Origin of the sequence: Micromonospora aurantiaca ATCC 27029, from assembly GCF_000145235.1 — a bacterium.
GTDB classification, from domain to species: domain Bacteria; phylum Actinomycetota; class Actinomycetes; order Mycobacteriales; family Micromonosporaceae; genus Micromonospora; species Micromonospora aurantiaca.
Genome location: NC_014391.1, coordinates 5,080,118 through 5,103,470, shown reverse-complemented (window position 1 = coordinate 5,103,470; position 23,353 = coordinate 5,080,118). Strand labels below are relative to the sequence as shown.

The 23,353-nt window shown below is 75.6% G+C and carries 19 protein-coding genes; 10 read left to right on the top strand and 9 right to left on the bottom strand.

Going from position 1 to position 23,353, the window contains the following annotated elements; genetic code table 11:
- The first annotated feature begins 33 nt into the window (after positions 1 to 33).
- Entirely contained in the window at positions 34 to 723 is a 690-nt protein-coding gene (locus tag MICAU_RS22430) for a CDP-alcohol phosphatidyltransferase family protein (protein WP_013287633.1), read from the top strand.
- A gap of 96 nt (positions 724 to 819) precedes the next feature.
- Here MICAU_RS22430 and MICAU_RS22425 read toward each other — a convergent pair whose 3' ends face one another.
- The 6 genes from MICAU_RS22425 to MICAU_RS22400 all read right to left on the bottom strand — a co-directional run bounded on the left by MICAU_RS22425 (position 820) and on the right by MICAU_RS22400 (position 6,254).
- A complete protein-coding gene (locus tag MICAU_RS22425) occupies positions 820 to 2,307 on the bottom strand; it encodes a phytoene desaturase family protein (RefSeq protein WP_013287632.1) in 1,488 nt (495 codons plus the stop codon).
- Between the two features lie 12 nt (positions 2,308 to 2,319).
- Positions 2,320 to 3,447 carry a glycosyltransferase family 2 protein gene (locus MICAU_RS22420; RefSeq protein ID WP_013287631.1) on the bottom strand — a complete coding sequence of 376 codons (1,128 nt, stop codon included), beginning with the start codon at positions 3,445 to 3,447 and terminating at the stop codon, positions 2,320 to 2,322.
- Positions 3,444 to 4,250: a carotenoid biosynthesis protein gene (locus MICAU_RS22415; protein WP_013287630.1), complete on the bottom strand. Its 807-nt coding sequence runs from the start codon at positions 4,248 to 4,250 to the stop codon at positions 3,444 to 3,446. The genes MICAU_RS22420 and MICAU_RS22415 overlap by 4 nt, the downstream gene beginning before the upstream one ends.
- 239 nt (positions 4,251 to 4,489) lie before the next feature.
- A complete protein-coding gene (locus MICAU_RS22410) occupies positions 4,490 to 5,044 on the bottom strand; it encodes a GNAT family N-acetyltransferase (protein WP_013287629.1) in 555 nt (184 codons plus the stop codon).
- The gene (locus MICAU_RS22405; protein WP_013287628.1) at positions 5,041 to 5,769 is read right to left on the bottom strand and encodes a monooxygenase; all 729 of its coding nucleotides are present in this window, start codon (positions 5,767 to 5,769) and stop codon (positions 5,041 to 5,043) included. The genes MICAU_RS22410 and MICAU_RS22405 overlap by 4 nt, the downstream gene beginning before the upstream one ends.
- Positions 5,766 to 6,254 carry a YbaK/EbsC family protein gene (locus tag MICAU_RS22400; protein WP_013287627.1) on the bottom strand — a complete coding sequence of 163 codons (489 nt, stop codon included), beginning with the start codon at positions 6,252 to 6,254 and terminating at the stop codon, positions 5,766 to 5,768. Before MICAU_RS22400 ends, MICAU_RS22405 begins: the two co-directional genes overlap by 4 nt.
- A gap of 545 nt (positions 6,255 to 6,799) precedes the next feature.
- On the opposite strand from MICAU_RS22400, the gene MICAU_RS22395 reads away from it, so the two are divergent.
- The 9 genes from MICAU_RS22395 (at position 6,800) to MICAU_RS22355 (ending at position 17,370) form a co-directional block, all read left to right on the top strand.
- The gene (locus tag MICAU_RS22395; RefSeq protein WP_013287626.1) at positions 6,800 to 7,303 is read left to right on the top strand and encodes an SAV_6107 family HEPN domain-containing protein; all 504 of its coding nucleotides are present in this window, start codon (positions 6,800 to 6,802) and stop codon (positions 7,301 to 7,303) included.
- Between the two features lie 140 nt (positions 7,304 to 7,443).
- Complete coding sequence (gene imuA' / locus MICAU_RS22390) at positions 7,444 to 8,205, top strand: DnaE2-dependent mutagenesis accessory factor ImuA' (RefSeq protein WP_013287625.1); 762 nt, start codon at positions 7,444 to 7,446, stop codon at positions 8,203 to 8,205.
- Positions 8,202 to 9,875, top strand: a complete 1,674-nt coding sequence (locus tag MICAU_RS22385; RefSeq protein ID WP_013287624.1) for a DNA polymerase Y family protein — start codon at positions 8,202 to 8,204, stop codon at positions 9,873 to 9,875. The genes imuA' and MICAU_RS22385 overlap by 4 nt, the downstream gene beginning before the upstream one ends.
- 18 nt (positions 9,876 to 9,893) lie before the next feature.
- Positions 9,894 to 13,244: an error-prone DNA polymerase gene (locus MICAU_RS22380; RefSeq protein ID WP_013287623.1), complete on the top strand. Its 3,351-nt coding sequence runs from the start codon at positions 9,894 to 9,896 to the stop codon at positions 13,242 to 13,244.
- Positions 13,245 to 13,340: 96 nt separating this feature from the next.
- On the top strand, positions 13,341 to 13,520 hold the full coding sequence (locus MICAU_RS22375) for a hypothetical protein (RefSeq protein WP_013287622.1): 180 nt from the start codon (positions 13,341 to 13,343) through the stop codon (positions 13,518 to 13,520).
- A gap of 31 nt (positions 13,521 to 13,551) precedes the next feature.
- Complete coding sequence (locus MICAU_RS22370) at positions 13,552 to 14,283, top strand: methyltransferase domain-containing protein (RefSeq protein WP_013287621.1); 732 nt, start codon at positions 13,552 to 13,554, stop codon at positions 14,281 to 14,283.
- Positions 14,280 to 15,491, top strand: a complete 1,212-nt coding sequence (locus MICAU_RS22365; protein WP_013287620.1) for an alkaline phosphatase family protein — start codon at positions 14,280 to 14,282, stop codon at positions 15,489 to 15,491. The genes MICAU_RS22370 and MICAU_RS22365 overlap by 4 nt, the downstream gene beginning before the upstream one ends.
- A 102-nt stretch (positions 15,492 to 15,593) precedes the next feature.
- Positions 15,594 to 16,853: a DNA polymerase IV gene (locus MICAU_RS22360; RefSeq protein ID WP_013287619.1), complete on the top strand. Its 1,260-nt coding sequence runs from the start codon at positions 15,594 to 15,596 to the stop codon at positions 16,851 to 16,853.
- A 115-nt stretch (positions 16,854 to 16,968) separates the two neighbouring features.
- Positions 16,969 to 17,370, top strand: a complete 402-nt coding sequence (locus MICAU_RS22355; RefSeq protein ID WP_013287618.1) for an SCO2097 family morphological protein — start codon at positions 16,969 to 16,971, stop codon at positions 17,368 to 17,370.
- A gap of 984 nt (positions 17,371 to 18,354) precedes the next feature.
- Here MICAU_RS22355 and MICAU_RS22345 read toward each other — a convergent pair.
- The 3 genes from MICAU_RS22345 to MICAU_RS22335 are packed head-to-tail and all read right to left on the bottom strand — an operon-like array spanning position 18,355 to position 23,192.
- On the bottom strand, positions 18,355 to 20,820 hold the full coding sequence (locus MICAU_RS22345) for a transglutaminase TgpA family protein (protein ID WP_013287617.1): 2,466 nt from the start codon (positions 20,818 to 20,820) through the stop codon (positions 18,355 to 18,357).
- 16 nt (positions 20,821 to 20,836) lie between these two features.
- Complete coding sequence (locus MICAU_RS22340; protein WP_013287616.1) at positions 20,837 to 22,135, bottom strand: DUF58 domain-containing protein; 1,299 nt, start codon at positions 22,133 to 22,135, stop codon at positions 20,837 to 20,839.
- 1 nt (position 22,136) lies between these two features.
- Entirely contained in the window at positions 22,137 to 23,192 is a 1,056-nt protein-coding gene (locus MICAU_RS22335) for an AAA family ATPase (protein ID WP_013287615.1), read from the bottom strand.
- Positions 23,193 to 23,353 lie beyond the last annotated feature (161 nt).

Genomic DNA, 23,353 nt, shown 5'->3' with positions numbered 1-23,353 from the left:
ACGACACCCGCGCCGTGCTTCTACGGTTGATCCGTGGTGGGCACACAGCTGAACTGGGACCAGTACGCGACCGCGTGGGCGCGGCTGCACGGCGGCTTCGATCCGCGTACCGCCGCGCCGGTGGTGCGCGCCTGGCTGCGCTTCGCCTACCACGTGGGCTACGTGCTGGGCCGGCTGCGCGTCGGCCCGACCCCGGTGACCGTGTTCGGGGTGCTGCTCTGCTTCTGCGTACCCCTGTTCGTGGAGCGGCCCGGCAACGGGCCGTTCCTGGGCGCGTTGTTCGTGCTGCTGGCGGCCGTGGCCGACAGCGTCGACGGCGCGGTGGCGGTGGCGACCGGCCGCACCACCCGGCTGGGCTACGTGTACGACTCGGTCGCCGACCGGCTCGGCGAGGTGGCCTGGCTGGTCGCGTTCTGGCTGCTCGGCGCGCCGGGCGCGCTGGTCGCGGCGGCCGGTGGGCTGTCCTGGCTGCACGAGTACGTGCGGGCGCGCGCGGTCTCGGCCGGGATGCGGGAGATCGGCGCGGTGACTGTGGGGGAGCGGCCGACCCGGGTCTGCGTCGCGCTGGTCGGGCTGCTGGTCGCCGGGCTCACCGGGCTGATCGACGCCGACCTGACCGCCGGCACCATCACCATGGCCACCACGGTCTGGGTGCTGCTCGCCGGGTTCGGCCTGGGGCAGTTGCTCTCCGCCGTCCGCCGCGCCCTGGTCGACGCCGGCTGACCGCCGCGCCCGCGTAGCCGGCGCGGCGGTCAGCCCGTGTTAATAAGGGGCCCTTCCTCTACCGGAGGCGTTAATAAGGGCCCCCTCCTTACACCCTCACCAGGCCGGGCCGACCGCCTCGGCGACGATCTCCGCGGACAACGTGACCATGGGCAGCCCGCCGCCCGGGTGGCTGGAGCCGCCGACCAGCCAGAGCCCGGCCGCCGGACCCCGGTTGGCCGGGCGCAGCAGCCCGCCCGCGGTGCCGTAGATCGCCCCGCCCGGCGCGCCGGTGGCCGCGTCCAGGTCGGCCGGGGTGCGGATCTCCCGGAACACCAGCCGGTCCCGCACGTCGGCACCGCGTTCGGCCAGCACGTCGAGGATCCGGTCCGCGTACGCCTCGGCCAGGCCGGGCCGCCGCCAGTTCACGGCGCTCGCGGCGGTGCCGTGCCGGGGCGCGTTGACCAGCACGAACCACGCCTCGTGGCCGTCCGGGCGGACCGCCGGGTCGTCGGCGGCGGTGACGAACACGGTCGGGTCGGGCGCCGGGCGGGCCCGCACCCCGCGACCCGGGTCACCGAACACGGCGTCGAACTCGGCGTCGTAGTCGCGGGGGAAGAAGACGGTGTGGTGGGCCAGCCCGGAGTCGCCGCGTACGCCCAGCAGCAGCACGAACCCGGCCAGGCTGCGGTCGGTGAGCGCGGCCAGGCGGCGCGGGTCGGGCAGCAGGTCCCGGTAGACGGTGAGCGCGTCCACGTTTGCGACCACCACGTCGGCGGGCACCGGCGCGGCCGCCCCGGCCACGCGTACCCCGTGCACCCGCCCGCCCGCGGCGTCGATCCGGGTGACGGTGGCGTCGGTGCGCACCACCACGCCCAGGTCCAGGCAGCGCGACAGCAGCGCGTCGGCGAGCGTGCCCAGCCCGCCGCGCAGGTACCAGCCGCCGTACGCCAGCTCGGCGTAGGGGACGGCGACGAGCGCGGCCGGGGCGCGGCGCGGGTCGGCGCCGGTGTACGTGGCGTACCGGTCCAGCAGCATCCGCATCCGCGGGTCGGACAGGTGCCGGCGGCCCAGCCCGCGCAGGCTGCGGCCGGGGCCGATGGCGGCCAGGTCGTCCAGCCGCCAGGCCAGCGCCGCGAGGTCGCGGGGCGAGTCGACGGTACGGCGCAGGATGTCCCGGTGCGAGGCCGCCCACACCCGGCCGGCGCGCCGCCACAGCCCGCGCCAGTCGGCGGCGGAGCGGTCCCCGAACGCGGCGCCGATCCGGGCGGCGAACTCGTCCGGGTCGGCGCAGGAGTCGAGCGCCTGCCCGCCGCCGGGGAAGACGTGCCGCACGATCGGGTCCAGCGGGACCAGGTCGAGGTATTCGTCGAGCTTCGCCCCGGTCGCCTCGAACAGGTCGTGGAAGACCTGCGGCAGGGTGAACAGGCTCGGCCCGGTGTCGAAGTGCCACACCCCCTCCGGGGTGTGGTGGGCGTACCGGCCGAGCTTGCCCCCGACCGTGCCGGCCCGTTCGAGGACGGTGACCTCGTGCCCGGTGACCGCGAGCCGGGCGGCGGTGGCGAGCCCGCCCACCCCGGCGCCGATGACCACGATGCGCGCCATGGCGTGCCCCTCCTAGGTGACCGGGCGACCCCGCCAGGTGAGCCGGCGTCGCTTCCGCAGATGGTACGACCGGACGGTCAGCCAACCGAGGACCACGACCGACACGGGGTGGCCCAGCGCGTCGGGCCACGCCCGCCCGCCGGTGGCGCGGGCGCTGACCACCCGCCCGGCGACGCCGGCCAGGTAGGCCAGGAACGCCACGGCGGCCACCGCCGGCGCGCCGGCGAGCAGCGCCCCGGCGGCCAGCAGCGGCGGCGCGACGTAGAGCGCGACCAGCAGCGCCAGCACGGCCGCCGCCGCCGTGGGGTGCCCGAACGTCGCCCACAGCGACTTGGTGTAGCCGTCGCGCAGCTGCGGCCAGGTGTCGTACATCCGGCAGGACGCCAGCCGGGAGCCGTCGGCGAGCGCGATCCGCCCGCCGGCCCGCTTCACCGCCCGGGCCAGCTCGATGTCCTCCAGCACCTTGTCGGCCACCGCCGCGTGCCCGCCGGCCCGCAGGTAGCCGGCCCGGTCCACGACCAGGAACTGCCCGCCCGCCGCCGCGAGGGAGGGCCGCCGCGAGCGCTCCATCGCGCGCAGCGGCAGGAACGTGAGCCACAACCACTGCAACAGCGGCTGCACCAGCCGGTCGCCCACCGTCCGCACCACGATCCGGGGGTACGGCGACAGCAGCGCCGCGTCAGCCGCGCGCAACTCGGTCACGGCCGCCGCCACCGCGTACGGGGTGAGCACCACGTCGGCGTCGACGAAGGCCAGCACTGCCGGTTCCGGGCCGGTACGGGTGGCGAGCTGCCAGCAGGCGTGCGGCTTGCCCAGCCAGCCCGGCGGCGGGGCGACGCCGGTGAGCAGCGTGACCCGGGGATCGTCACCGGCCACCGCGCGGACCACGTCGGCGGTGCCGTCGGTCGATCCGTCGTCGAGCACCACGATCCGCAGGTCCGGTACGCCGCGCTGGGCCAGCAGCGCGCGCAGGCACGGGGTGACCCGTTCGGCCTCGTCGCGCAGCGGCAGCAACACCGCCACCGGCTCGTCCACCTCGGCCGGGCCGGTGGCCGGGCGGCGCAGCCAGGCGAGCGCGTTGACGAGCGTGTGCCCGGTGAGCGCGGCGACCGCCACGGCCAGCGCGAGGGCGGCGATCATGCCGGGGCGTCGACGCGCGGCGCCGGCTCCGGCGTGCCGGTCCGGTCCTGACGGGCCCGCCACAGCGTCACCGCCAGCGGCACCGCCGCCACCGCCATCCCGGCCGCGCCCCACAGGGCCGACGCGGGCAGCCGCAGGAACACCGCGTGCGCCAGCACGCTGGAGGCGTACGTCCAGAGGTAGAGCGCGAACATCGGGGCGTCCCGGCCGTCGACCCGGTCCGCCGACGGCCCGGCGAGCGGGCGCAGCGCGACTGCGAGCAGCACCGCGAAGCCCAGCCAGCCGAGGTAGTTGCTGACCGGGATGCCGGGTAGCCCGGGCAGCGCCGGGGTGGCGTCGAGCCAGGTCCAGTAGCCCTCGGCCACCATCTGCGGGTCGAGGAACAGGTCCCAGGCGGCCAGTCCGACCGCCGAGAGCGCGATCCGCGCGATGCGGGAACGGACCAGCCGGACCGCGGTGAGCCAGGCCGGCCAGGCCATCCAGGTCCAGGCGAGCGGGATGATCAGCGGCACCCCGGCCAGCTTCGGGCCCAGCTCCCCGGAGTAGTCGTAGCTGCCGAACGGGAACCCGGTGGCCACGCCGATCGCCTCGACCGCGAACCCGCCGCCGGTGACGACCGCGACCAGCGCGACGGCGGTACGGACGCCGCGGGTGAGCAGCGCGTGGCCGACCGAGAGCAGCCAGCCGAGCACCACGGTGGCCACCGTGAGCCCGGCCCGGGTCGCGCCGCCGGTGAGCGGGTAGCAGATCTGGGCGAGCACCAGCACGGCCAGCAGCGCCCAGGGCAGCCGGGCGGCTTTCACTGTGCCGCCTTTCGTTCGCGACTGCGGGGCTCGCAAACCCGGCTCACTCCTCGCGCTCACGGTGTCGCCCTTTCGTTCGCGACTGCGGGGCTCGCAAACCCGGCTCACTCCTCGCGCTCACGGTGTCGCCCTTTCGTTCGCGACTGCGGGGCTCGCAAACCCGGCTCACTCCTCGCGCTCACGGTGTCGCCCTTTCGTTCGCGACTGCGGGGCTCGCAAACCCGGCTCACTCCTCGCGCTCACGGGGCATCCGGCGGGGGCAGCGGCAGGTCCCGGCCGAGCACGCCGAACGGCCGCTCGTCGCCGGGGAAGTGGAAGTGGCGCAGGACGTCGACGAAGCCGAACCGGCGGTACAGCCGCCAGGCCCGGGACTTCTCCTCGTCGGCCTCCGGCGTGGACAGCAGCGTGGTGTCGCCCTCGGCCACGGCGAGCAGCGCGCGCAACTGGCGGGCCCCCAGGCCGTGCCCCTGCGCGGGCGGGCGGACGTGCAGCTCCACCACCTCGAACGGGTGGGCCAGCCAGCGCTGCCGGGCCTGCGCGTTCAGCGCCCGGTGCACCTGGTCGTGCCACCACTGCCCGGTGGCGCCCCGGTAGCCGTACCCGAAACCGGCCAGGTGTCCCTCGTTGGTCAGGCTGGCGACGGCGCGGAAGCCGGGCCGGCGGACGTGGGTGGCGATGTAGCCGCGGCGGGCCTCCAGCAGGTCGGGCCGGTAGCCCATCGCCTCGCCGTAGACGGCCACCACGTCGTCCAGCCGCCGGACCAGGTCGTCCGGTGTCCACCGCACCAGCCTCATGCGTGCCCTCTCGCCGTCTCCGGGGCGCCCTCGGCGGCCCAGCCCAGCACCGTACGGTCGCCGACCACGTCGCCCACCGCGAACCGCGCGAACAGTTCCTCCGCGTACCAGCCCTCGGTGGGGGTACGGGTGATCGCGGCGCGGTGCTCCGGGGAACGGTACGCGAACGCGACCAGGTCCGCCGGGTCGCGCCACACGCTCACAGTGCCCTGCCAGCCCAGCGGCGCCTCGCCGACGCCGAACCGGGCGAGCAGGCCGGGCGCGGCGTGCAGGGCGCCGGCGACCGGCGGGATCGCCCGCCAGAACGTGGCCGCGCGGCGGGCCCGCAGCCGGGCCCGGGTCAGCGCCAGCACCGGCCCGGTGACCCGTCCGCCGGACGGCGTGCCGAACGGCTCGCGGCCGGACCATCGGCCGCGGCTGGTCAGCGGGCGCAGGTCCACCCGTACCGCGGCGCGGGCGATCCGGGCCCAGGAGCGGGCGACCGGGGAGGCGTCGAAGCCGGCCGCGTCGGCGGGGGAGTCCCAGACCACGAGTGCGGCCCACCGGGTCAGGTCGGCGTCGCCGGGGCCGAAGCCGGTGCCGGTCCCGGTGCCGAGCAGTTTGGCGAAGCGGACGCCCGGCAGCCGGCGCAGCCGTGCCGGGTGGGTGGCCATCCGGCCCAGCACACCGGGTACGGCCCGGCGGGGCACACGCCACACGTGCAGCGTGACGAGTCCGGGGTTCACGCCACCTCGGCCGGGGTGCCGGCGGTGATCCGCAGCAGTTCCGCGTACGTGGTGGGGAACACCGCCCGGGGTACGCCGCCAGCGGCCCACACCTCGTCGTACCCGGCCAGTGCGGTGTCCACGACGGTGCGCAGCGGAGCGGGGTGGCCGACCGGTGCGACGCCGCCGATCACCTGCCCGGTGTGCTGTTTGACGAACTCCGGGGTGGCCCGGCGCAGGTGGGTCACGCCCAGCGTGGCGGCCAGCCCGGCGGTGTCCACCCGGTGCGCGCCGGAGGTGAGCACCAGCAGCGGCGCGTCGTCCGCGTCGAAGATCAGCGAGTTGGCGATGGCGCCGACGGCGACACCGAGCGCCTCGGCCGCCGCGGCGGCGGTGTGCACCGCGTCGGGCAGCAGTCGGACGAGGCTGGCCTCGCCCGATCCGTTCCGCGCGCCCGCGTCGTCGAGCGCGCGCTGCACCGCCTGCACGTTCGGGTGTGGCTGCATGTACCCATTCTTCCCCCACCCCGGGATGGCCTCGCCGGGGGCCGTCGCCCTCCCGTGCGTCCCCGGCGCGTCACACGTTGCGTTTTCGTCGGTGGGGAGGTGTACTGTCAGGGTAGTTAGAACGAGTGTTCGATTCCGGCTCGAAGTCAGGTTCGCTCGACGTTCGGTTCGACCCGAACGGCAAGCGGCTCAGCTCCCCGGCTGGCCCGGCCTGATCCGAGCCGGTCGCGCACTCGTCGAACGCTCCGGAAGCGGTGTTTCGCGGCACCGGCTTCCGGGAGGTGCGGCACCGCGGGCCGCACCGGGTCTCGGACAGTCGCGAGTCCGGGCCCGTCAGGCAGGTCGTCGCCCGCCGCCCACGACCCCCGGGCGGCGGGCGACGGACCCGCCGGCACGCCGGCCGGGTGTGGGTGTGGGGAAGCGTCCACATCCGGCCGGCCGCCACCTGAAAGGTGCGTCTTCCTCCGCACCGACCGCTCCGGGCGACCGGGCGACGTTCCCCGTCGCGCGACCGCCCGCCCCGGCCACACGCGGAGGAGAGACCCATGCCGATCAGTCCGGCCCAGGCGCCCACGGTGCCCGCGCACGTGCTGCCGCACCGCACCCCCGCCCAGTTGCTCGCGGTGGCCCGCGACGGGCTGGCCGAGGCCGCCCGCACCCGCCCCGACGGCCTCCGGTACGCCGCCGCCCACCTGGCGGCGCTGCGCGCCGCCGCCGCCGTGCTCGCCGCCCGGGCCCGTCCCGCGCCCACCCGCCGGCACCGGATCACCAGCGTCTGGGTGCTGCTCGCCACCGTCGCCCCCGAGCTGGACGAGTGGGCTGCCTACTTCGCCGCCGGCGCGAGCAAGCGGGCTGCCGCCGAGGCCGGCATCCCCCGCGTGGTCACCGCCCGGGAGGCCGACGACCTGCTGCGCGCCGCCGAGGAGTTCGTGACGGTGGTGGAGACCGCCCTCGGCCTGGCGCACCAGCCGGCACTCGACGGCCTGCCCCGCCCGCTGCGGCTCGGCGCCTCCGACTCACCGCCCCGGCCCGGAGCAGCCGCCGCCTGATTCGTGGCGCCCGGCCACCACCGGCGGGACCCCGGGTGGCCGGGCGCCGCACCCACGGCACACGCGTGCCGCGCACGACACGATCCACAGCACCATCCACGGGCGAGGCCCGTGGCGAAACACGACGGGGGGTTGGTCCGATGGCGGGCCGCATGGTGGTCGGTTCCGCCGCCCTGGCCGATCTGGTCCGTCCGGCGAGCGCGCCCGACCCGGCCGGCGGTCACCGGGTGCTGCCCGTCCGGGCCGAGCTGACCGGGCTGCTGCCCAACCGCGGTCTGCGGCGTGGCAGCACCGTGGCGGTCGGCGCCGGCCAGCCCCGGCGCAGCGGCGCCACCTCGCTGATCCTCGCGCTGCTCGCCGAGGCGTCCCGGGCCGGCTCGTGGTGCGCGGTGGTCGGTGTACCCACATTCGGGGCGGGCGCCGCAGCCGAGGCGGGCATCGCCCTGGACCGGCTGGCCCTGGTGCCCGACCCCGGCCCGGAGTGGCCCACGGTGGTCGCCGCGCTCATCGACGGGGTCGACGTGGTGGTCACCGCCGTGCCGGCCACCGTCTCCGCCTCGGTCGCCACCCGGCTGGCCGCCCGCGCCCGGCAGCGCGGAAGCGTGCTCGTCCCGTACGGGCGGTGGGACGGCGCGGACGTCACACTCCAGGTGGTCCGGGGCGTCTGGCAGGGGCTCGGCGCCGGTCGCGGGCGGCTGCGCCGCCGCGAGGTGACCGTCTCGGCCCGGGGCCGGGGCGCCGCCGCCCGTCCCAAGGAGATCAAGGTGTGGCTGCCCGGCGACGAGCTGACCCGGGTGATCCCCCGCTCGGCCGGGCTCGGCGCCCCGTCCGCCGCGCCGTCGCGCCGGCTGCGCGTGGTCGCCCCACCCGCCCGTACGCTCGCCGCGGCCGGTCCGGCGTGAGCGGCGTACCGCAGCGGACGCTGCTGCTCTGGTGCCCGGACTGGCCGGTCCTCGCCGCCGAGATCGTCGACGGGGTGCCCGCCACCGACCCGGTCGTGGTGCTGCACGCCAACCGGGTGATCGCCTGCTCCGAGCGGGCCCGCGCCGAGGGCATCCGGCGCGGGCTGCGCCGCCGCGAGGCGCAGGGGCGCTGCCCGCACCTCACCGTGGTCGACCACGACCCCGGCCGGGATGTGCGGGCGTTCGAGCCGGTGGTGGCCGCCGTGGAGGAGGTGGTCGCCGGCGTCGAGGTGATCCGGCCCGGCGCCTGCGCGACGGCGGCCCGGGGGCCGAGCCGCTACCTCGGCGGTGAGGAGGCGGCGGCCGAGCGGATCGTGGAGCACGTCGCGCAGAGCTGCGCGGTGGAGAGCCAGGCCGGCATCGCCGACGGGGTGTTCGCGGCCGGGCTGGCCGCCCGGGAGGGCCGGATCGTGGCCCCCGGCGGCACCCGCGAGTTCCTGGCCGCCCGGCCGGTCGAGGCGCTCGGCCGGCCCGCGCTGGCCGACCTGCTGCGCCGGCTCGGCGTCCGTACCCTCGGCGAGTTCGCGGCGCTGCCGGCCGGGGACGTGCTTGCCCGGTTCGGTTTCGACGGGGCGCTGGCGCACCGGCTCGCCGGTGGCCGGGACGACCGTCCGCTGGCGGTCCGGCAGCCGCCCGCCGACCTGACCGTCACCGCCGACTACGACGAGCCGGTCGACCGGGTCGACGCCGCCGCGTTCGCCGCCCGCATGCTCGCCGAGCGGCTGCACGAACGGCTGGCCGGGTACGGGCTGGCCTGCACCCGCCTCGGCATCGAGGCGGTCACCGCCCACGGCCAGGAGCTGCACCGGGTCTGGCGGCACGACGGCCTGCTCACCGCCGCGGCCATCGCCGACCGGGTCCGCTGGCAGCTCGACGGCTGGCTCTCCGGCAGCAACGGCCGGGGCGGGACGCGTCCGGCCCGGCCCACCGCCGGGATCGTCCGGTTGCGACTGGTGCCGGACGGGGTGCTCGCCCAGGCGGGCCTGCAACCCGGGCTGTGGGGGGAGACCGGTGAGGAGCGGGAGCGGGCGCACCGGGCGCTCAGCCGGGTGCAGGGCATCCTCGGCCCCGAGGCGGTGGTCACCGCCGTGCTCGGCGGCGGGCGGTCCCCGGCCGACCAGGTGCGCCTGGTCCCGTGGGGCGACGAGCGGGCGCCCGCACGTCCCGGCCCGCCACCCCTGCCGCCCGCCGGGGCCGCTCCGGGTGCCGTGTCCGCCCCTGTCGTCGTACCCGCCGGGGGTGGTGCGGGGCGACGGGCCGGGCGGGGCCGGGCGGTGGCCGAGCCGCCGTGGCCGGGGCGGATTCCGCCACCGTCGCCGGCCGTGGTGCTGCCCACCCCGTTGCCGGCCGACGTGCGCGACGCGGCCGGGGAACCGGTCGTGGTGAGCGCGCGGCTGGCGGTCAGCGCGGCGCCGGCCCGGCTCACAGTCGGCGACGGCCGCCCGGCCGAGATCACCGGGTGGGCCGGCCCGTGGCCGGTGGACGAACGCTGGTGGGCGCCGGCCGAGGCGCGCCGCCGGGCCCGGTTCCAGGTGTGCCTGGCCGACGGCGCCGCCCTGCTGCTCGCGGTCGAGGGCGGGCAGTGGCTGGTGGAGGCGATCTATGACTGAGCGCCGGGGGAGCGCGGGGTGAGCTTCCACAACCCGAAGATGCCCTGGTCGAAGCTGGAGCAGGTGCTCTCCGGCCGGGCCGGGGGCGAGCGGCACCTGCACGTGGTCGACCCGCTCGCGGTCGACGCCGACGGCGGCGACTCACCGGCCTGGAGCCGCAAGCGCCAGGAGTACCGGCCGCCGGAACTGGCCCGCCCGGACGGCGTGGTGCCCTACGCGGAGCTGCACGCGCACTCCAACTTCAGCTTCCTCGACGGGGCCAGCCACCCGGAGGAACTGGCCGAGGAGGCGGCCCGGCTCGGGCTCACCGCGCTCGCCGTCACCGACCACGACGGCTTCTACGGCGTGGTGCGCTTCGCCGAGGCGGCCCGCGCGCTGCGGCTGCCGACGATCTTCGGCGCGGAGCTGTCCCTCGGGCTGCCCGGCCCGCAGAACGGCGAACCCGACCCGCTCGGCCGGCACCTGCTGGTGCTCGCGCACGGCCACGAGGGGTACGCGCGCCTGGCCGCCACCATCTCCCGGGCCCAGCTGCGCGGCGGGGAGAAGGGCCGCCCGGTCTACGGCGAGCTGGAGGAACTCGCCGCCGAGCTGCGCGACCACGTGCTGGTGCTCACCGGCTGCCGCAAGGGGCACGTGCCCGCGGCGCTGCTCACCGAGGGCGTCGACGCGGCGGCCCGGGAACTGGACCGGCTCACCGCGCTGTTCGGCGCGGAGACGGTGGCGGTGGAGCTGACCGACCACGGCCATCCGGTCGACGCCGACCGCAACGACGCGCTCGCCGACCTGGCCGCCGCGGCCGGGCTGCCCACCGTCGCCACGAACAACGTGCACTACGCCACCCCGGGACGGCGTCGGCTGGCCACCACCGTGGCGGCGGTCCGGGCCCGGCGCAGCCTCGACGAGATCGACGGCTGGCTGCCCGCCGCGGCCACCGCCCACCTGCGCAGCGGCGCGGAGATGGCGGCGCGGTTCGCCGCGTACCCGGGCGCTGTGGCGCGGGCCGCCGAGTACGGCGCGGAACTCGCCTTCGACCTTCAGCTGGTGGCGCCGAGGCTGCCGGCGTACCCGGTGCCGCCCGGGCACACCGAGATGAGCTGGCTGCGCCGGCTGACCATGGACGGCGCCCGCGAGCGCTACGGCCCGCCCGAGGCGCACCCGGAGGCGTACGCGCAGCTCGAACACGAGCTGCGGATGATCGAAGACCTCGGTTTCCCCGGCTACTTCCTGGTGGTCTACGACATCGTCGCGTTCTGCCGCGCGCAGGACATCTACTGCCAGGGCCGGGGCTCGGCGGCCAACTCGGCGGTCTGCTACGCGCTGCGCATCACCAACGTGGACGCGGTCCGGCATCGGCTGCTGTTCGAACGGTTCCTCGCCCCGGAACGCGACGGCCCGCCCGACATCGACGTGGACATCGAGTCCGACCGCCGGGAGGAGGTGATCCAGCACGTCTACGCCCGCTACGGCCGGGAGCACACCGCCCAGGTCGCCAACGTCATCTCGTACCGGCCCCGGTCGGCGGTGCGGGACGTGGCGAAGGCGTTCGGCTTCTCACCCGGCCAGCAGGACGCCTGGAGCAAGCAGATCGACAGGTGGGGTTCGGTCGCCGCGGTCGACGTGGCGGACATCCCGGAGCAGGTGGTCGCGTACGCCAACGAGCTGCAGACGTTCCCCCGGCACCTGGGCATCCACTCCGGCGGCATGGTGATCTGCGACCGGCCGGTGATCGAGGTGTGCCCGGTGGAGTGGGGCCGGATGCCCGGCCGCAGCGTGCTCCAGTGGGACAAGGACGACTGCGCCGCCGTGGGCCTGGTCAAGTTCGACCTGCTCGGTCTCGGCATGCTCTCGGCGCTGCACTACGGCTACGACCTGATCGGTTCCCGCCTCGACCTGGGCGACATGACGCTGGACGACCCCGAGGTCTACGACATGCTCTGCCGGGCCGACTCGGTGGGCGTGTTCCAGGTGGAGAGCCGCGCCCAGATGGCCACGCTGCCCCGGCTCAAGCCGCGCGAGTTCTACGACCTGGTGGTGGAGGTGGCGCTGATCCGGCCCGGCCCGATCCAGGGCGGCTCGGTGCACCCGTACATCAGGCGCAAGAACGGCCAGGAACCGGTCACGTACGCGCACCCGCTGATGCGCAACGCGCTGGAGAAGACGCTCGGCGTACCGCTGTTCCAGGAGCAGCTCATGCAGCTCGCCATCGACCTGGCCGGGTTCGACGCGGCCGGCGCCGACCAGTTGCGCCGGGCCATGGGGGCGAAGCGGTCGGTGGAGCGGATGGCGCAGATCGCCGACCGGCTCTACGCCGGGATGGCCGAGCGGGGCATCACCGGCGAACTGGCCGACGACGTCTACCGCAAGCTCACCGCGTTCGCCAGCTACGGCTTCCCGGAGAGCCACGCGATGAGCTTCGCCTACCTGGTGTATGCCAGCTCGTGGCTCAAGCGCTACCACCCCGGCCCGTTCCTGGCCGCGCTGCTGAACGCCCAGCCGATGGGCTTCTACTCGCCGCAGACGCTCGCCGACGACGCCCGCCGGCACGGCGTCGAGGTACGCCGGCCGGACATCAACGCCAGCGGCGCCAAGGCGGTGCTGGAGTCCACCCCGGAGACCCGGTGGGGAAGCGTGCCGGGCGAGCCGCCGCACGCCTGGGGACTGGGCGGCCCGGCGGTACGGCTCGGGCTGGGCAGCGTCCGTACCCTCGGCGAGGACGTGGCCGAGCGGATCGAGGCGGAACGCGCCGCGCACGGGCCGTACCGGGACATGCCGGACCTGGCCCGCCGCGTCGGTCTCACCGCCGCGCAGCTGGAGGCGCTGGCCACCGCCGACGCGTTCGCCTGTTTCGGGCTGACCCGGCGGCAGGCCCTCTGGGCCGCCGGCGCGGCGGCCCAGGACCGGCCCGGCCGGCTGCCCGGCACGGTGACCGGCGCGGACCCGCCCACCCTGCCCGGCATGGCCGCGGTGGACCGCCTGGTCGCCGACGTCTGGGCCACCGGCCTGTCCCCGGAGAGCCACCCGGCCCGGTTCATCCGGGACCGCCTCGACGAACTGGGCGCGGTGCCGATCGCCCGCCTCGGCCAGGTGCCACCCGGACAGCGGATCCGGGTCGGCGGGATCGTCACCCACCGGCAGCGCCCGGCGACCGCCGGCGGCGTCACGTTCCTCAACCTGGAGGACGAGACCGGGATGCTCAATGTCACTTGCTCCCCGGGGTTGTGGCAGAGATACCGGCGAATCGCCCGCACCAGCGGAGCACTTGTGGTGCGGGGCCGGCTGCAGCGGCACGAGGGCGTCACGAACCTCACCGCGGACCGGCTGGACGCGATCGAGCCCCCCGTCACACCGGCATCCAGGGATTTCCGTTGATGGAGTGATCCACATTACGGTTTCTCCGAGCCGGAGGCGGGAGACTCCCGACGCGGGTGGGCAGAGTGGCCCACCCGGGGTATGGGGGATGAACCGATGACCTTTCACCGCACGAACGCCGGTGGCGTGGCGAACGCCCGACGGACCCGCCTCGGTGCCGACTGGGCGCCCACCCACGAGGCCGAGCCGCGGGAATACCAGGTGACCGACGGCCCGGTGGCCAACCACCAGCGTTCCCGCGCCGAGGACGACCCCGCCGGCGGCGGCGAGTCCTGAACCCGGGCCGGGGGGTGACTAGGCTCGGCGCGTGGAGCAGATCCGAACCCTCACCCCCCGCACCGCCGTCATCTGGTCGGTGCTCCGGGCCGAGCTGGACCGGCGGGCCGGCGAACGACTCTCCGTGCTCGACGTCGGCGGCGGGACCGGCGGCTTCGCCGTCCCGCTCGCCGAGGCCGGTCACCGGGTCACAGTGGTCGACGCCAGCCCCGACGCGCTCGCCGCGCTGACCCGCCGGGCCGCCGAGGCCGGGGTCGCCGATCGGGTACGCGCGACGCAGGGCGACGCCGACGCGCTCACCGGCCTGGTCGAGCCGGCCACCGTGGACCTGGTGCTCTGCCACTCCGTCCTCGAGGTGGTCGACGACCCGGAACCGGTGATGTCCGCGCTGGTCACCGCGTTGCGCCCGGATGGCGCGGCGAGTGTGCTGGTCGCCGGCCGGGCCGCCGCCGTGTTCGGCCGGGCGATGAACGGGCAACTGGACGCCGCCGCCGCGCTCGCCGCCGACCCGCACGGCACCACCGGCGGCCGGGACACGCTGCGCCGCCGCTACGACGCCGCCGACGCGAGCGCGCTGCTCACCGCCGCCGGCCTCGTCGTGGAGGAGATCCACGGGGTACGGGTGCTCGCCGACCTGCTCCCGGCCGCGGTGGCCGACGGCCAGCAGACCGCACTGGTGGAGCTGGAGCGCGCCCTCGCCGCCCGGTCCCCGTACCGCGATCTCGCCGCCCAGTTGCACCTGTTCGCCCGCCGCCCGGCATGACCGGTCCGGCTCCCGATCCGACGCCCGGTCCGACGCCCGGCCCGACGCCCGGCCCGACGCCCGGTCCGCTCGACCGGGTGGCGCCGCGCTACGACGGCGGCAGCATGATCGACGTGCTGCCCAGCGCGCTGGCGCTGCTCGGCGTACCGGGCGCCGCCGACCGGCTCGGCCTGGCCCCGCGCCTGGCCGGGGTACGCCGGATCGCGGTGCTGCTCGTCGACGGCCTCGGCTGGTACCAGATCCCCACCGCCGCCCCGTACGCCCCGACGCTCGCCGGCCTGGCCGCCACCGTCGGCCGGCCGCTCACCACCGGCTTCCCGTCCACCACCCCGACCAGCCTGGTCAGCCTCGGCACCGGCACCCCGTCGGGCGCGCACGGCGTGCTCGGCTTCACGGTCCGGGTGCCCGGCACCGATCGGGTGCTCAACCACGTCGACTGGACCGGCGACCCGGACCCGGCGAGCTGGCAGCCGGTGCCCACCTGGTACCAGCGGGCGCGCGCCGCCGGGGTCGCGGTGACTGTGGTCAGCCGTCCCGAGTTCGCCGGCAGCGGCCTGACGCTCGCCGCCAACCGGGGCGGCGACTACCGGGGTGCGGCAGGCGTCGACGCGCTCGCCGCCCGGATGCTGGCGGCGCTGGCCGCCGGGGACGGGCCCGCGCTCGTCTCCGGCTACCACCCCGACCTGGACCGGCACGGGCACCTCAGCGGCGTCGACTCCGCGCCCTGGCGGACCGCCGCCGCCGAGGTGGACGTACTGCTGGCCCGGCTCGTCGACGGGCTGCCGCCGGACGCCGCGCTGCTGGTCACCGCCGACCACGGCCAGCTCGACGTGCCCGCCGGGCACCGGATCGACCTGGACACCGACCCCCGGCTGCGCGCCGGGGTACGGGTGGTCGCCGGTGAGCCCCGGGTCCGCTACCTGCACGTCGAGCCGGGCGCCGAGGCCGACGTGGTGGCCGCCTGGGCCGAGGTGCTGGGCCCGGCCGCGCAGGTGCTGACCCGGGCCGAGGCGATGGCGACCGGCTGGTTCGGGCCGGTGCCCGAGGCACACCTGACCCGGATCGGCGACGTGGTGGTGGTCTGCCGGGACACGTACGCGGTGGTCGCCACCCGCTCCGAACCGCCGATGGCGTCGCGGCTGGTGGCGTACCACGGTGCGGACACCGCCGCCGAGATGACGGTCCCGCTGCTGGTGGTCCGGGGCTGATCCCGGTTCGTCCGTGCTGGTGGCCGCGGGTCCGGGTCGGCCCCGCCTCGTGCGGGGTCGGCGGGCGGTGGGGTTGTCGGACCGGCGGGCTAGCCTGCTGGCATGGGCCGCAGCCAGTCGTTGCCCCGAGGCGGTGACCCCCGCTTCGGGCCGGACGCCGACGACACCGGCTGCACCATCCTGCACGTCGACATGGACGCGTTCTACGCCTCCGTGGAGGTGCGCCGCCGCCCCGAGCTGCGCGGCCGGCCGGTCGTGGTGGGTGGCGTCGGCCCGCGCGGCGTGGTCAGCTCCGCCAGCTACGAGGCCCGGCGGTACGGCGTCCGCAGCGCGATGCCCACCGCCCGCGCCCGGGCGCTCTGCCCCGGCGCGGTCTACCTCCCGCCCGACTTCACCGCCTACACCGAGGCGTCCCGGGCGGTCATGCGGATCTTCCGGGACGTCACGCCGCTGGTCGAGCCGCTGTCTCTGGACGAGGCGTTCCTCGACGTGGCGGGCGCCCGACGGCTGTTCGGCCGGCCCGCCGACATCGCCGCGCTGATCCGCCGCCGGGTCGCCGAGGAACAGCGGCTGACCTGTTCGGTGGGCGTGGGGCCGAGCAAGTTCGTGGCGAAGCTCGGCTCCACCCGGGCCAAGCCCGACGGCCTGCTCGTGGTCCCGGCCGCCCGGGTGCTGGAGTTCCTGCACCCGCTGCCGGTGTCCGCCCTGTGGGGCGTGGGGGAGCGTTCCGCGGACGCGCTGCGCCGCCTCGGTCTGCGCACCGTACGCGACCTCGCCGAGGCACCGGCCGGCCTGCTGCGCCGGGCGGTGGGCGAGGCGTCCGCCGCCCACCTGCACGAGCTGGCCTGGGGGCGTGACCCGCGCGGGGTCACGCCCGAGCAGGTGGAGAAGTCGATCGGCGCGGAGGTCACGTTCGACACCGACGTGAGCGACCCGGACGAGATCCGGCGGTCCCTGCTCGCGCTCGCCGACAAGGCCGGCGCTCGGCTGCGGGCGGCCGGGCAGGTGGGCCGTACCGTGTCGCTCAAGGTCCGCTTCGCCGACTTCCGGACGATCAGCCGCTCCCGCACGCTCGCCGTGCCCACCGACACCGCCCGGGAGATGTTCGACACGGCCTGGGCGCTGTGGGGCGCGCTGGCCCCCGGCGAGCCGGTTCGGCTGGTCGGGGTCCGGATGGAAGGTCTCGCCCCCGCAGGGGAGACCCCGCAGCAGCTCACCCTGGGTGCGCCCGAGCGCGGCTGGCGCGAGGCGGAGGCGGCGGCCGATGCGGCGGCTGCCCGATTCGGGCGGTCCGTCATAGGTCCGGCCAGTCTTCTCGGCCGTCGTGATACACGACAAGTCGAAAAACCGACCCGGCCGTAGGTCGTCCCGCTTTCCGACGCGCGGGGGCCCTCGTAGACTTGCGGGTAAGCAGCCGGTTGGCTGCCACGGTCTGTCGGCCCGCCCGGGCCGACCAACGTGACCGGGGAGGAGTGCCGTGCCGCTCTCGGAGCACGAGCAGCGGCTGTTCGAGCAGATCGAGCGGTCGCTTGCCGAGGACCCCAAGTTCGCCTCGGCCGTGCGCGCCAGCGACCCGCGTTTCCACGCGCGGCGTCGCGTGCTCGTCGCTGCCGGCGTGGTCGTCGCTGGTCTGGCCCTGTTGATCTACGGTGCCGTGATCAAGATTCCCGCGGTGGCCGTGGCGGGTTTCGTCGTCATGCTGGGCTCGTTGGGCTACGCGGTGCAGTCGCACCGCCGATCCCAGTCGCCCGACCTGCACGTGGTCGGCGGCACAACGAGCCGGCGTCGTCCCCGTGGCCGCAGTGGTGGTGGTCGCCGGGGCTCCTTCCTCGACCGGATGGAGGACCGCTGGCGGCAGCGCCCGGAGGGCCACCGCTGACCGCGTCCCGCCCCTGACCCGGGGCGGGAAACCGGCGGCGCCTCCGTAACAGGCCAGCAAGCGCCGCCGGGGCGTCTTGCTGCTGGTCGCCGGGCTGAGCGCGGGGGAGAGCCCGCGTTCAGCCATGCCCGCAATCGGTCCCACCGTCCCGCCACTCACCGTCCGGACCGCCGCTCGGCGCGCCCCCGGCGGTCCGCCTCCTCTGCACACCGCCGGCGCCTCCGTCAGCACATGGTGCCCGGATCGTCCCGCACGTGAGCGTGTGCACCGCGCCCGGGTCCGTCCCGCACGTGAGCGTGTGCACCGCGCCCGGGTCCGTCCCGCACGTGAGCGTGTGCACCGCGCCCGGGTCCGTCCCGCACGTGAGCGTGTGCACCGCGCCCGGGTCCGTCCCGCACGTGAGCGTGTGCACCGCGCCCGGATCGCCCCGCACGTGAGCGTGTGCACCGCGCCCGGATCGCCCCGCACGTGAGCGTGTGCACCGCGCCCGGGTCGCCCCGCCACGTGAGCATGTGCACCGCGCCCGGGTCGCGGCAGGGCAGCTCACCCCCTCGTGCCCAAGCCTCCCCGCCTCAGCGCACGGCGAGCACCTCCCCGCCGCTCACCAGCAGGCGCACACCCGCCCTCACCCGCGATCTTGCACTTTCGGCCAGAGCGGTGCCCAGAATGTCCCGTTCACCCGGGCACAAACTGCAAGATCGCCGAGGCGGGGCGGTGTGCCCAGCTCGCCTGATCAGCCCTGCTCGCTCGGCAGGCGGGATTCGCTTCCCGTATCCCGGGAGCCGCCGTAGATCTTGGAAGGAAAGCGCCCCTATGGGGGCCATTTCGTACCAAGATCTCGTGCGCATCCGGTCCAGAAGCGGTGATCAAGGAGTTTGTGTCTTTAGCAGGGCTGGATTTGGACACAAACTCCTTGATCAACGCCGTGGGGGTGGGCGGGGCGGGACGGGGCGGGGAGGGCAGGGAGAGGTGGGCGGGCGGGGGTCAGCGGGCGGGGCGGTGGGCCAGGAGGCGGCGCGGGCTCCAACGCGACATGCGCTGCCGGACCTGGCCGCTCGTGGTGACCACCCTCGCCGACCGCTCGGCCAGGCCGGTACGCCAACGCTGCAGCACCGACGGAGGCAGCAGCGCGGCCAGCAGCCGGGTATGGCGGTCCGCGCCCGCCGCCAGCGCGCCCCGGACCGTACGCAGCGCCGGCTGCAACTCCGTGTCGGTCAGCGGGTCACGGGCGTAACGGGCTCGTTCCTCGGCGCGGCCGAGCAGGCGTACCCCCGTTGCGGCGTCCCCCCTCTCGGCGAGCGCCTCCCGGGCCAGCCGCTCGGCGGTGGCCCGTGGGGTCTCCGTGCGGTCCACCCGGACGTGGAAGTCGACGAGCGTGTCGAGCAGCTCGTCCCAGGCGGCGTGCGCGTCGGCGCGGGCCGCCTCGGCGTCGACACCGACGACGACCTGCCGTGTTTCGCCGCGCTGGCCCGGCACCGGCAGCGCGGTGGCCGCGGGCGTGACCGCCCGGACGCGCCGGCGGCGGCGCAGGGCGGAGCGGCGCAGGGCCGGTACGGCGAGCAGCGCCAGCAGCGCCAGCGCACCGGCCAGCCACCACGGCCAGACCGGGCTCTCCTCGGCCGGGCCGCCCTGGTTCAGCGTCAGGCCCTGGTCGGTGTCCTTGTCGAGCCGGTCCGCCTCGTTCGGCCCGGCCGACGGGCCGGCCGCGTCGGGAGCGCTCGTGCTGCCGGTCGAGGGGGTGACCTCCTCGGGGGCGTCGATGTCCGGCGCCCAGGCCGAGCGGACCGAGCCCGTCACGGCCGCCGCCGGGGTGGCGTCGAACGGCACCCAGCCGATCCCGCTGAAGTTGACCTCGGTCCAGGCGTGCAGGTTGCGGTTGGTCAGCACGTACGTGCCGCTGTCGGCCTTGCTGCCGTTGGTGAACCCGACGGCGACCCGGGCCGGGATGCCGGCGGCCCGGACCAGCCAGGCCATCGCCGCCGCGTACTGCTGGCAGTAGCCGACCTTGGTGGCGAGGAAGTCGGTGATGTCCTCGCCGCTGCTGCCGTTGCGGGTGGACAGCGCGTAGGTGAAGCCGTTCTCCACGGAGAAGTAGTCGTAGATCGCCCGGACCTTGTCGTAGTCGTTCGACTTGCCCTTGACCAGCTGCGCGACCAGTTCCTCGACGGCCGGGACGGACGGCCGCTCGGTCTGCTGCCGCATCACCGGGCTGTCCGAGGGCAGCGACGGGGCCGCGCGCAGCGCCGCCGGGCTGAATGTGGACCGTACGTAGTCGAACGAGTAGCTCTTGCCGCGGGCGTTGTCCCGGTTGGAGAAGACGACCTGCTGGTTCGGGTCGTACAGCCAGTTGCCGTTGAGGTCGTCGGTCTTGACCGGCTCGGCGTAGACCGGCATCAACGGCATGTTCAGGTTCTTCGTCACCTCGACCGTGGCGCGGTAGCGCTGCTGGTCGACGCCGCGCGGGGCGCGTTCCCCGGGGTCGGGCAGCGGGCGGGTGATCGGCCGCCCGGTCGGCACGCGTGCCTGGAAGCCACTGGGGCGCAGGTCGTCGACGACACCCAGGCGCAGGTAGAACGGCGTCGTCTCGTTGGTGCTGACCTTGACCAGATCGAGTTCCTCGCTCTGGTTGAGCTGGCCGCTGAGCGCCGCGAACAGGTCGACCCGGCCGGAGCTGCCGCCCTGGCCCGGCCGCCCGCTGCCGTCGCCGGGCCCGGCGCCGACGTTGTTCAGCAGCCCGCCGGTCATTCCGGGCACTGCGAGCGGCAGCGCCACCGCCACGATCACGCCGACCACTGCGAGCCGCCGTCCGGCCGCGGCCAGCGGGGACGCCTCCCAGACGTCCACGTCGCGGCCCTCGCCGGTGAACCGGCGGCCGAACCGGCGTACCCGGTCGACGTTGTCGGTGACCAGCAGCCAGAGGTAACCGGCGGCGCCCACCACGAACGGGGTGGCCGGGACGCTGTCCACGTAGACCGCGACCGGCACCGAGTAGATGGCGAGCATCGGCAGGCCGGCCAGCGCCGGCCGGCGCAACCCGACCGCGAGCACGTCCACCACCACAGCGACCGCGCCGATGCCGAGCACCGCGAGGAACAGCAGCGAGTCGACGTCCGGCACCTTCACGCCGTACGAGCGCATGTCCTGCAACGACGTCTGGAGCAGGTCGCCGAAGTGGGCGAACGTGGCCGGGGTCGGTACGAACGCGAGCAGTTCGGTGCCGCCGGGGAAGACCCACGTCAGGCCCAGGGTGAGCCCGGCCAGCATGGCCAGCACCTGCCCCCACAGCGGCATCCGGCCCAGCCGGCTCAACGCGGCCGAGCCGGCCACCACGGCGACCACGACGGCGGCCTGGATCAGCCAGGTCCAGCGTTCGAAGATCGCCGACAGCGGGGCCGCCGCCAGCAGCGTCGCCGCCGCGGCGACGAACCCGATGTTGCGGTGCGGGGTCACAGGACCATCCCTCCGGTCATCGTCGTCCGCCGGCCACCGTCTCGGCCATGGCCGCCCGCAGCGCGAAGCCCTGCGAGCCCCGCCCGGCCTGCGGCCACAGCATCGGCAGGCGGGTGCCGTGCTCCACCCCGATGACCCGCCAGCCGCTCCGCAGCAGCGCGAGCGCGGCGGCGCCGTGCGCCCGCTCCGCCTCGGTCCGGGCGTTCGGGGGCAGGTTGAGCCAGGTGTTGCTGTCGAGCAGGAACGCCACGCAGGTGGCCCCGTTGCCGCGCAGCCCGGCCAGCAGTTCCGCCTCGGCGGTGCCGAGCGTGCCGATCAGCGCGATGATCAGACCGCCGTCGGCCCGCTGCCGGACCTGCTGCACCAGCGTGGTGATCTCGCCGCGCCGGTCCAGGTGCACGTCGGCGAGGTGGTCGAGCAGCAGTCCCTCGCCGCCTGCCTCGGCGGCGCCGACGTCGGCGCCGTTGCCGGTGACCAGCCGGAGCTTGTAGCCGGCCTCGCGCAGGTGCACGGCGATGCTGGCGGCGGCCGAGACCGCCCACTCGAAGCTGGCCGTCGGGCCCTCGCCCCGGTGCCCGGCGGCGCGGGTGTCCAGCACCACCGTCGCCCGGCTCTCCCACGGCTGCTCCTCGCGGCGCACCATCAGCTCACCGGTGCGGGCGGTGGACTTCCAGTGCACCCGGCGCAGGTCGTCGCCCATCCGGTACTCCCGGGTGGCGGCGTCGTCCTCGCCGTGCACCGCCACCGAGCGGGCCCGGCTGTCGCCGCTGCCGGCGTACTCACCGGGCAGCCGGACCGACGGCAGCGGGGTGACCTGCGGGATCACCGTGAGGTGGTCCGTGCTGGGGAACGACCGGGTCAGCTCGCACAGGCCGAACGGGTCGGTCAGCCGGATCACCAGCGGCCCCACCTCGTAGCGGCCGCGCACGTCCGCGCGGACCGTGTACGCCACCGAACTGGCCTGGTGCGCGCCGAGCCGCTCCAGCACCACCCGGGGCCGGCTGCCCAGCGCGTACGGCAGGCGGTCCTCCAGCAGCAGCGTGCCGGTGGGCAGCCGGGACAGGTTCTGCAGCCGCAGCACCACCCGGGAGCTGGCGCCGACCGGCACCCGGTGCGGCTCCAGCGACCTGTTGCAGGCCAGCTTGTACCGGCTGCGCCCGACGTACGCGGCGGCCAGCAGCGGCAGCACGGCGAGCAGGACCGCCACCCGGAGCAGGTCCTTCTCGCCGAGGATGCCGGCGGAGATCGCGGCGGCCACCGCGGCCGCCAGGAAGGAGCGGCCGCGGGTGGTCAGCCCACGCAGGCCGTCGCGCACGTCACGGCCTCCGCGGCTCGTACGGCCCGCGGCCGTTGTTGCCGCCGCCGGGGCGGGTGTCGTACGGCGACCGCTGCCGGTCGTGCGGCAGCGGCAGGCGGTGCACCAGCTCGGAGACGATCGCGTCGGTGGTGCGCCGGGCCAGCTGCGCGTCGGCGGTCGGGATGATCCGGTGCGCCAGCACCGGCACCGCGAGGACCTGGAGGTCGTCCGGCAGGACGTAGTCGCGGCCCTCCAGGGCGGCCACCGCGCGGGCGGTGCGCAGCAACTGGAGCGTGGCCCGGGGGGACGCGCCGAGGCGCAGGTCGGGCGCCTCCCGGGTGGCGGTGACCAGGTCGATCGCGTACTGCTTGACGGCGTCGGCGACGTGCACCTGCCGGACGTGGCCGATCAGCCGGCGGACGGTGGCCGCGTCGGAGACCGGCCGCAGCCCCGGCAGCGGGTCGGTGGCGCCGTGCCCGTCGAGCATGGCCAGCTCGGCGCGCGGGTCCGGGTAGCCCATGGCGATGCGGGCGGTGAACCGGTCGCGCTGCGCCTCGGGCAGCGGGTAGGTGCCCTCCATCTCGATCGGGTTCTGCGTCGCGATCACCATGAACGGCGTCTGCAACTGGTAGGTGACCCCGTCGACCGTGACCTGCCGCTCCTCCATGCACTCCAGCAGCGCCGACTGGGTCTTCGGCGAGGCCCGGTTGATCTCGTCGCCGACCACCAGGTTGGCGAAGACCGCGCCGGGGCGGAACTCGAAGTCGTGCGTCTCCTGGTTGTAGACGCTGACGCCGGTGACGTCGCTGGGAAGCAGGTCGGGGGTGAACTGGATCCGCCGGACCGAGCAGTCGATGGACCGGGCCATCGCCTTGGCGAGCTTGGTCTTGCCGACGCCGGGCACGTCCTCGATGAGCAGGTGACCCTCGGCCAGCAGCACCGCCAGGGCGAGCCGGACGGTGGCGGTCTTGCCCTCGATGACCTGCTCGATGTTGGCCACGATGGCCTCGCTGGCGGCGCGGAACTCGTCGTGCGGCAGCAGACCGCCCACCTCGTCCCAGGTCTGTTGTGTCACGGGCCTCCTCCTCGTCGCCTGGACGGCAGCTCTTTATAGAGCACCTGGACCCGCCGTTGGGTTCGCGACGCCGAGCCTCGTCTGCCGCAGAAATCTCATTGGTATCTCAGGCTAACCATGTTTGTCGTTACTGCCGACTCCCGCAGGTGGTCGGTCGGTTA

Excerpts from the sequence above, each read along its gene's own strand:
- MICAU_RS22425 (WP_013287632.1), bottom strand. The coding sequence starts at position 2,307 with ATGGCGCGCATCGTGGTCATCGGCGCCGGGGTGGGCGGGCTCGCCACC.
- MICAU_RS22365 (WP_013287620.1), top strand. The coding sequence starts at position 14,280 with ATGACCGGTCCGGCTCCCGATCCGACGCCCGGTCCGACGCCCGGCCCG.
- MICAU_RS22395 (WP_013287626.1), top strand. The coding sequence starts at position 6,800 with ATGCCGATCAGTCCGGCCCAGGCGCCCACGGTGCCCGCGCACGTGCTG.
- MICAU_RS22360 (WP_013287619.1), top strand. The coding sequence starts at position 15,594 with ATGGGCCGCAGCCAGTCGTTGCCCCGAGGCGGTGACCCCCGCTTCGGG.
- imuA' (WP_013287625.1), top strand. The coding sequence starts at position 7,444 with ATGGCGGGCCGCATGGTGGTCGGTTCCGCCGCCCTGGCCGATCTGGTC.
- MICAU_RS22410 (WP_013287629.1), bottom strand. The coding sequence starts at position 5,044 with ATGAGGCTGGTGCGGTGGACACCGGACGACCTGGTCCGGCGGCTGGAC.
- MICAU_RS22375 (WP_013287622.1), top strand. The coding sequence starts at position 13,341 with ATGACCTTTCACCGCACGAACGCCGGTGGCGTGGCGAACGCCCGACGG.
- MICAU_RS22400 (WP_013287627.1), bottom strand. The coding sequence starts at position 6,254 with ATGCAGCCACACCCGAACGTGCAGGCGGTGCAGCGCGCGCTCGACGAC.
- MICAU_RS22420 (WP_013287631.1), bottom strand. The coding sequence starts at position 3,447 with ATGATCGCCGCCCTCGCGCTGGCCGTGGCGGTCGCCGCGCTCACCGGG.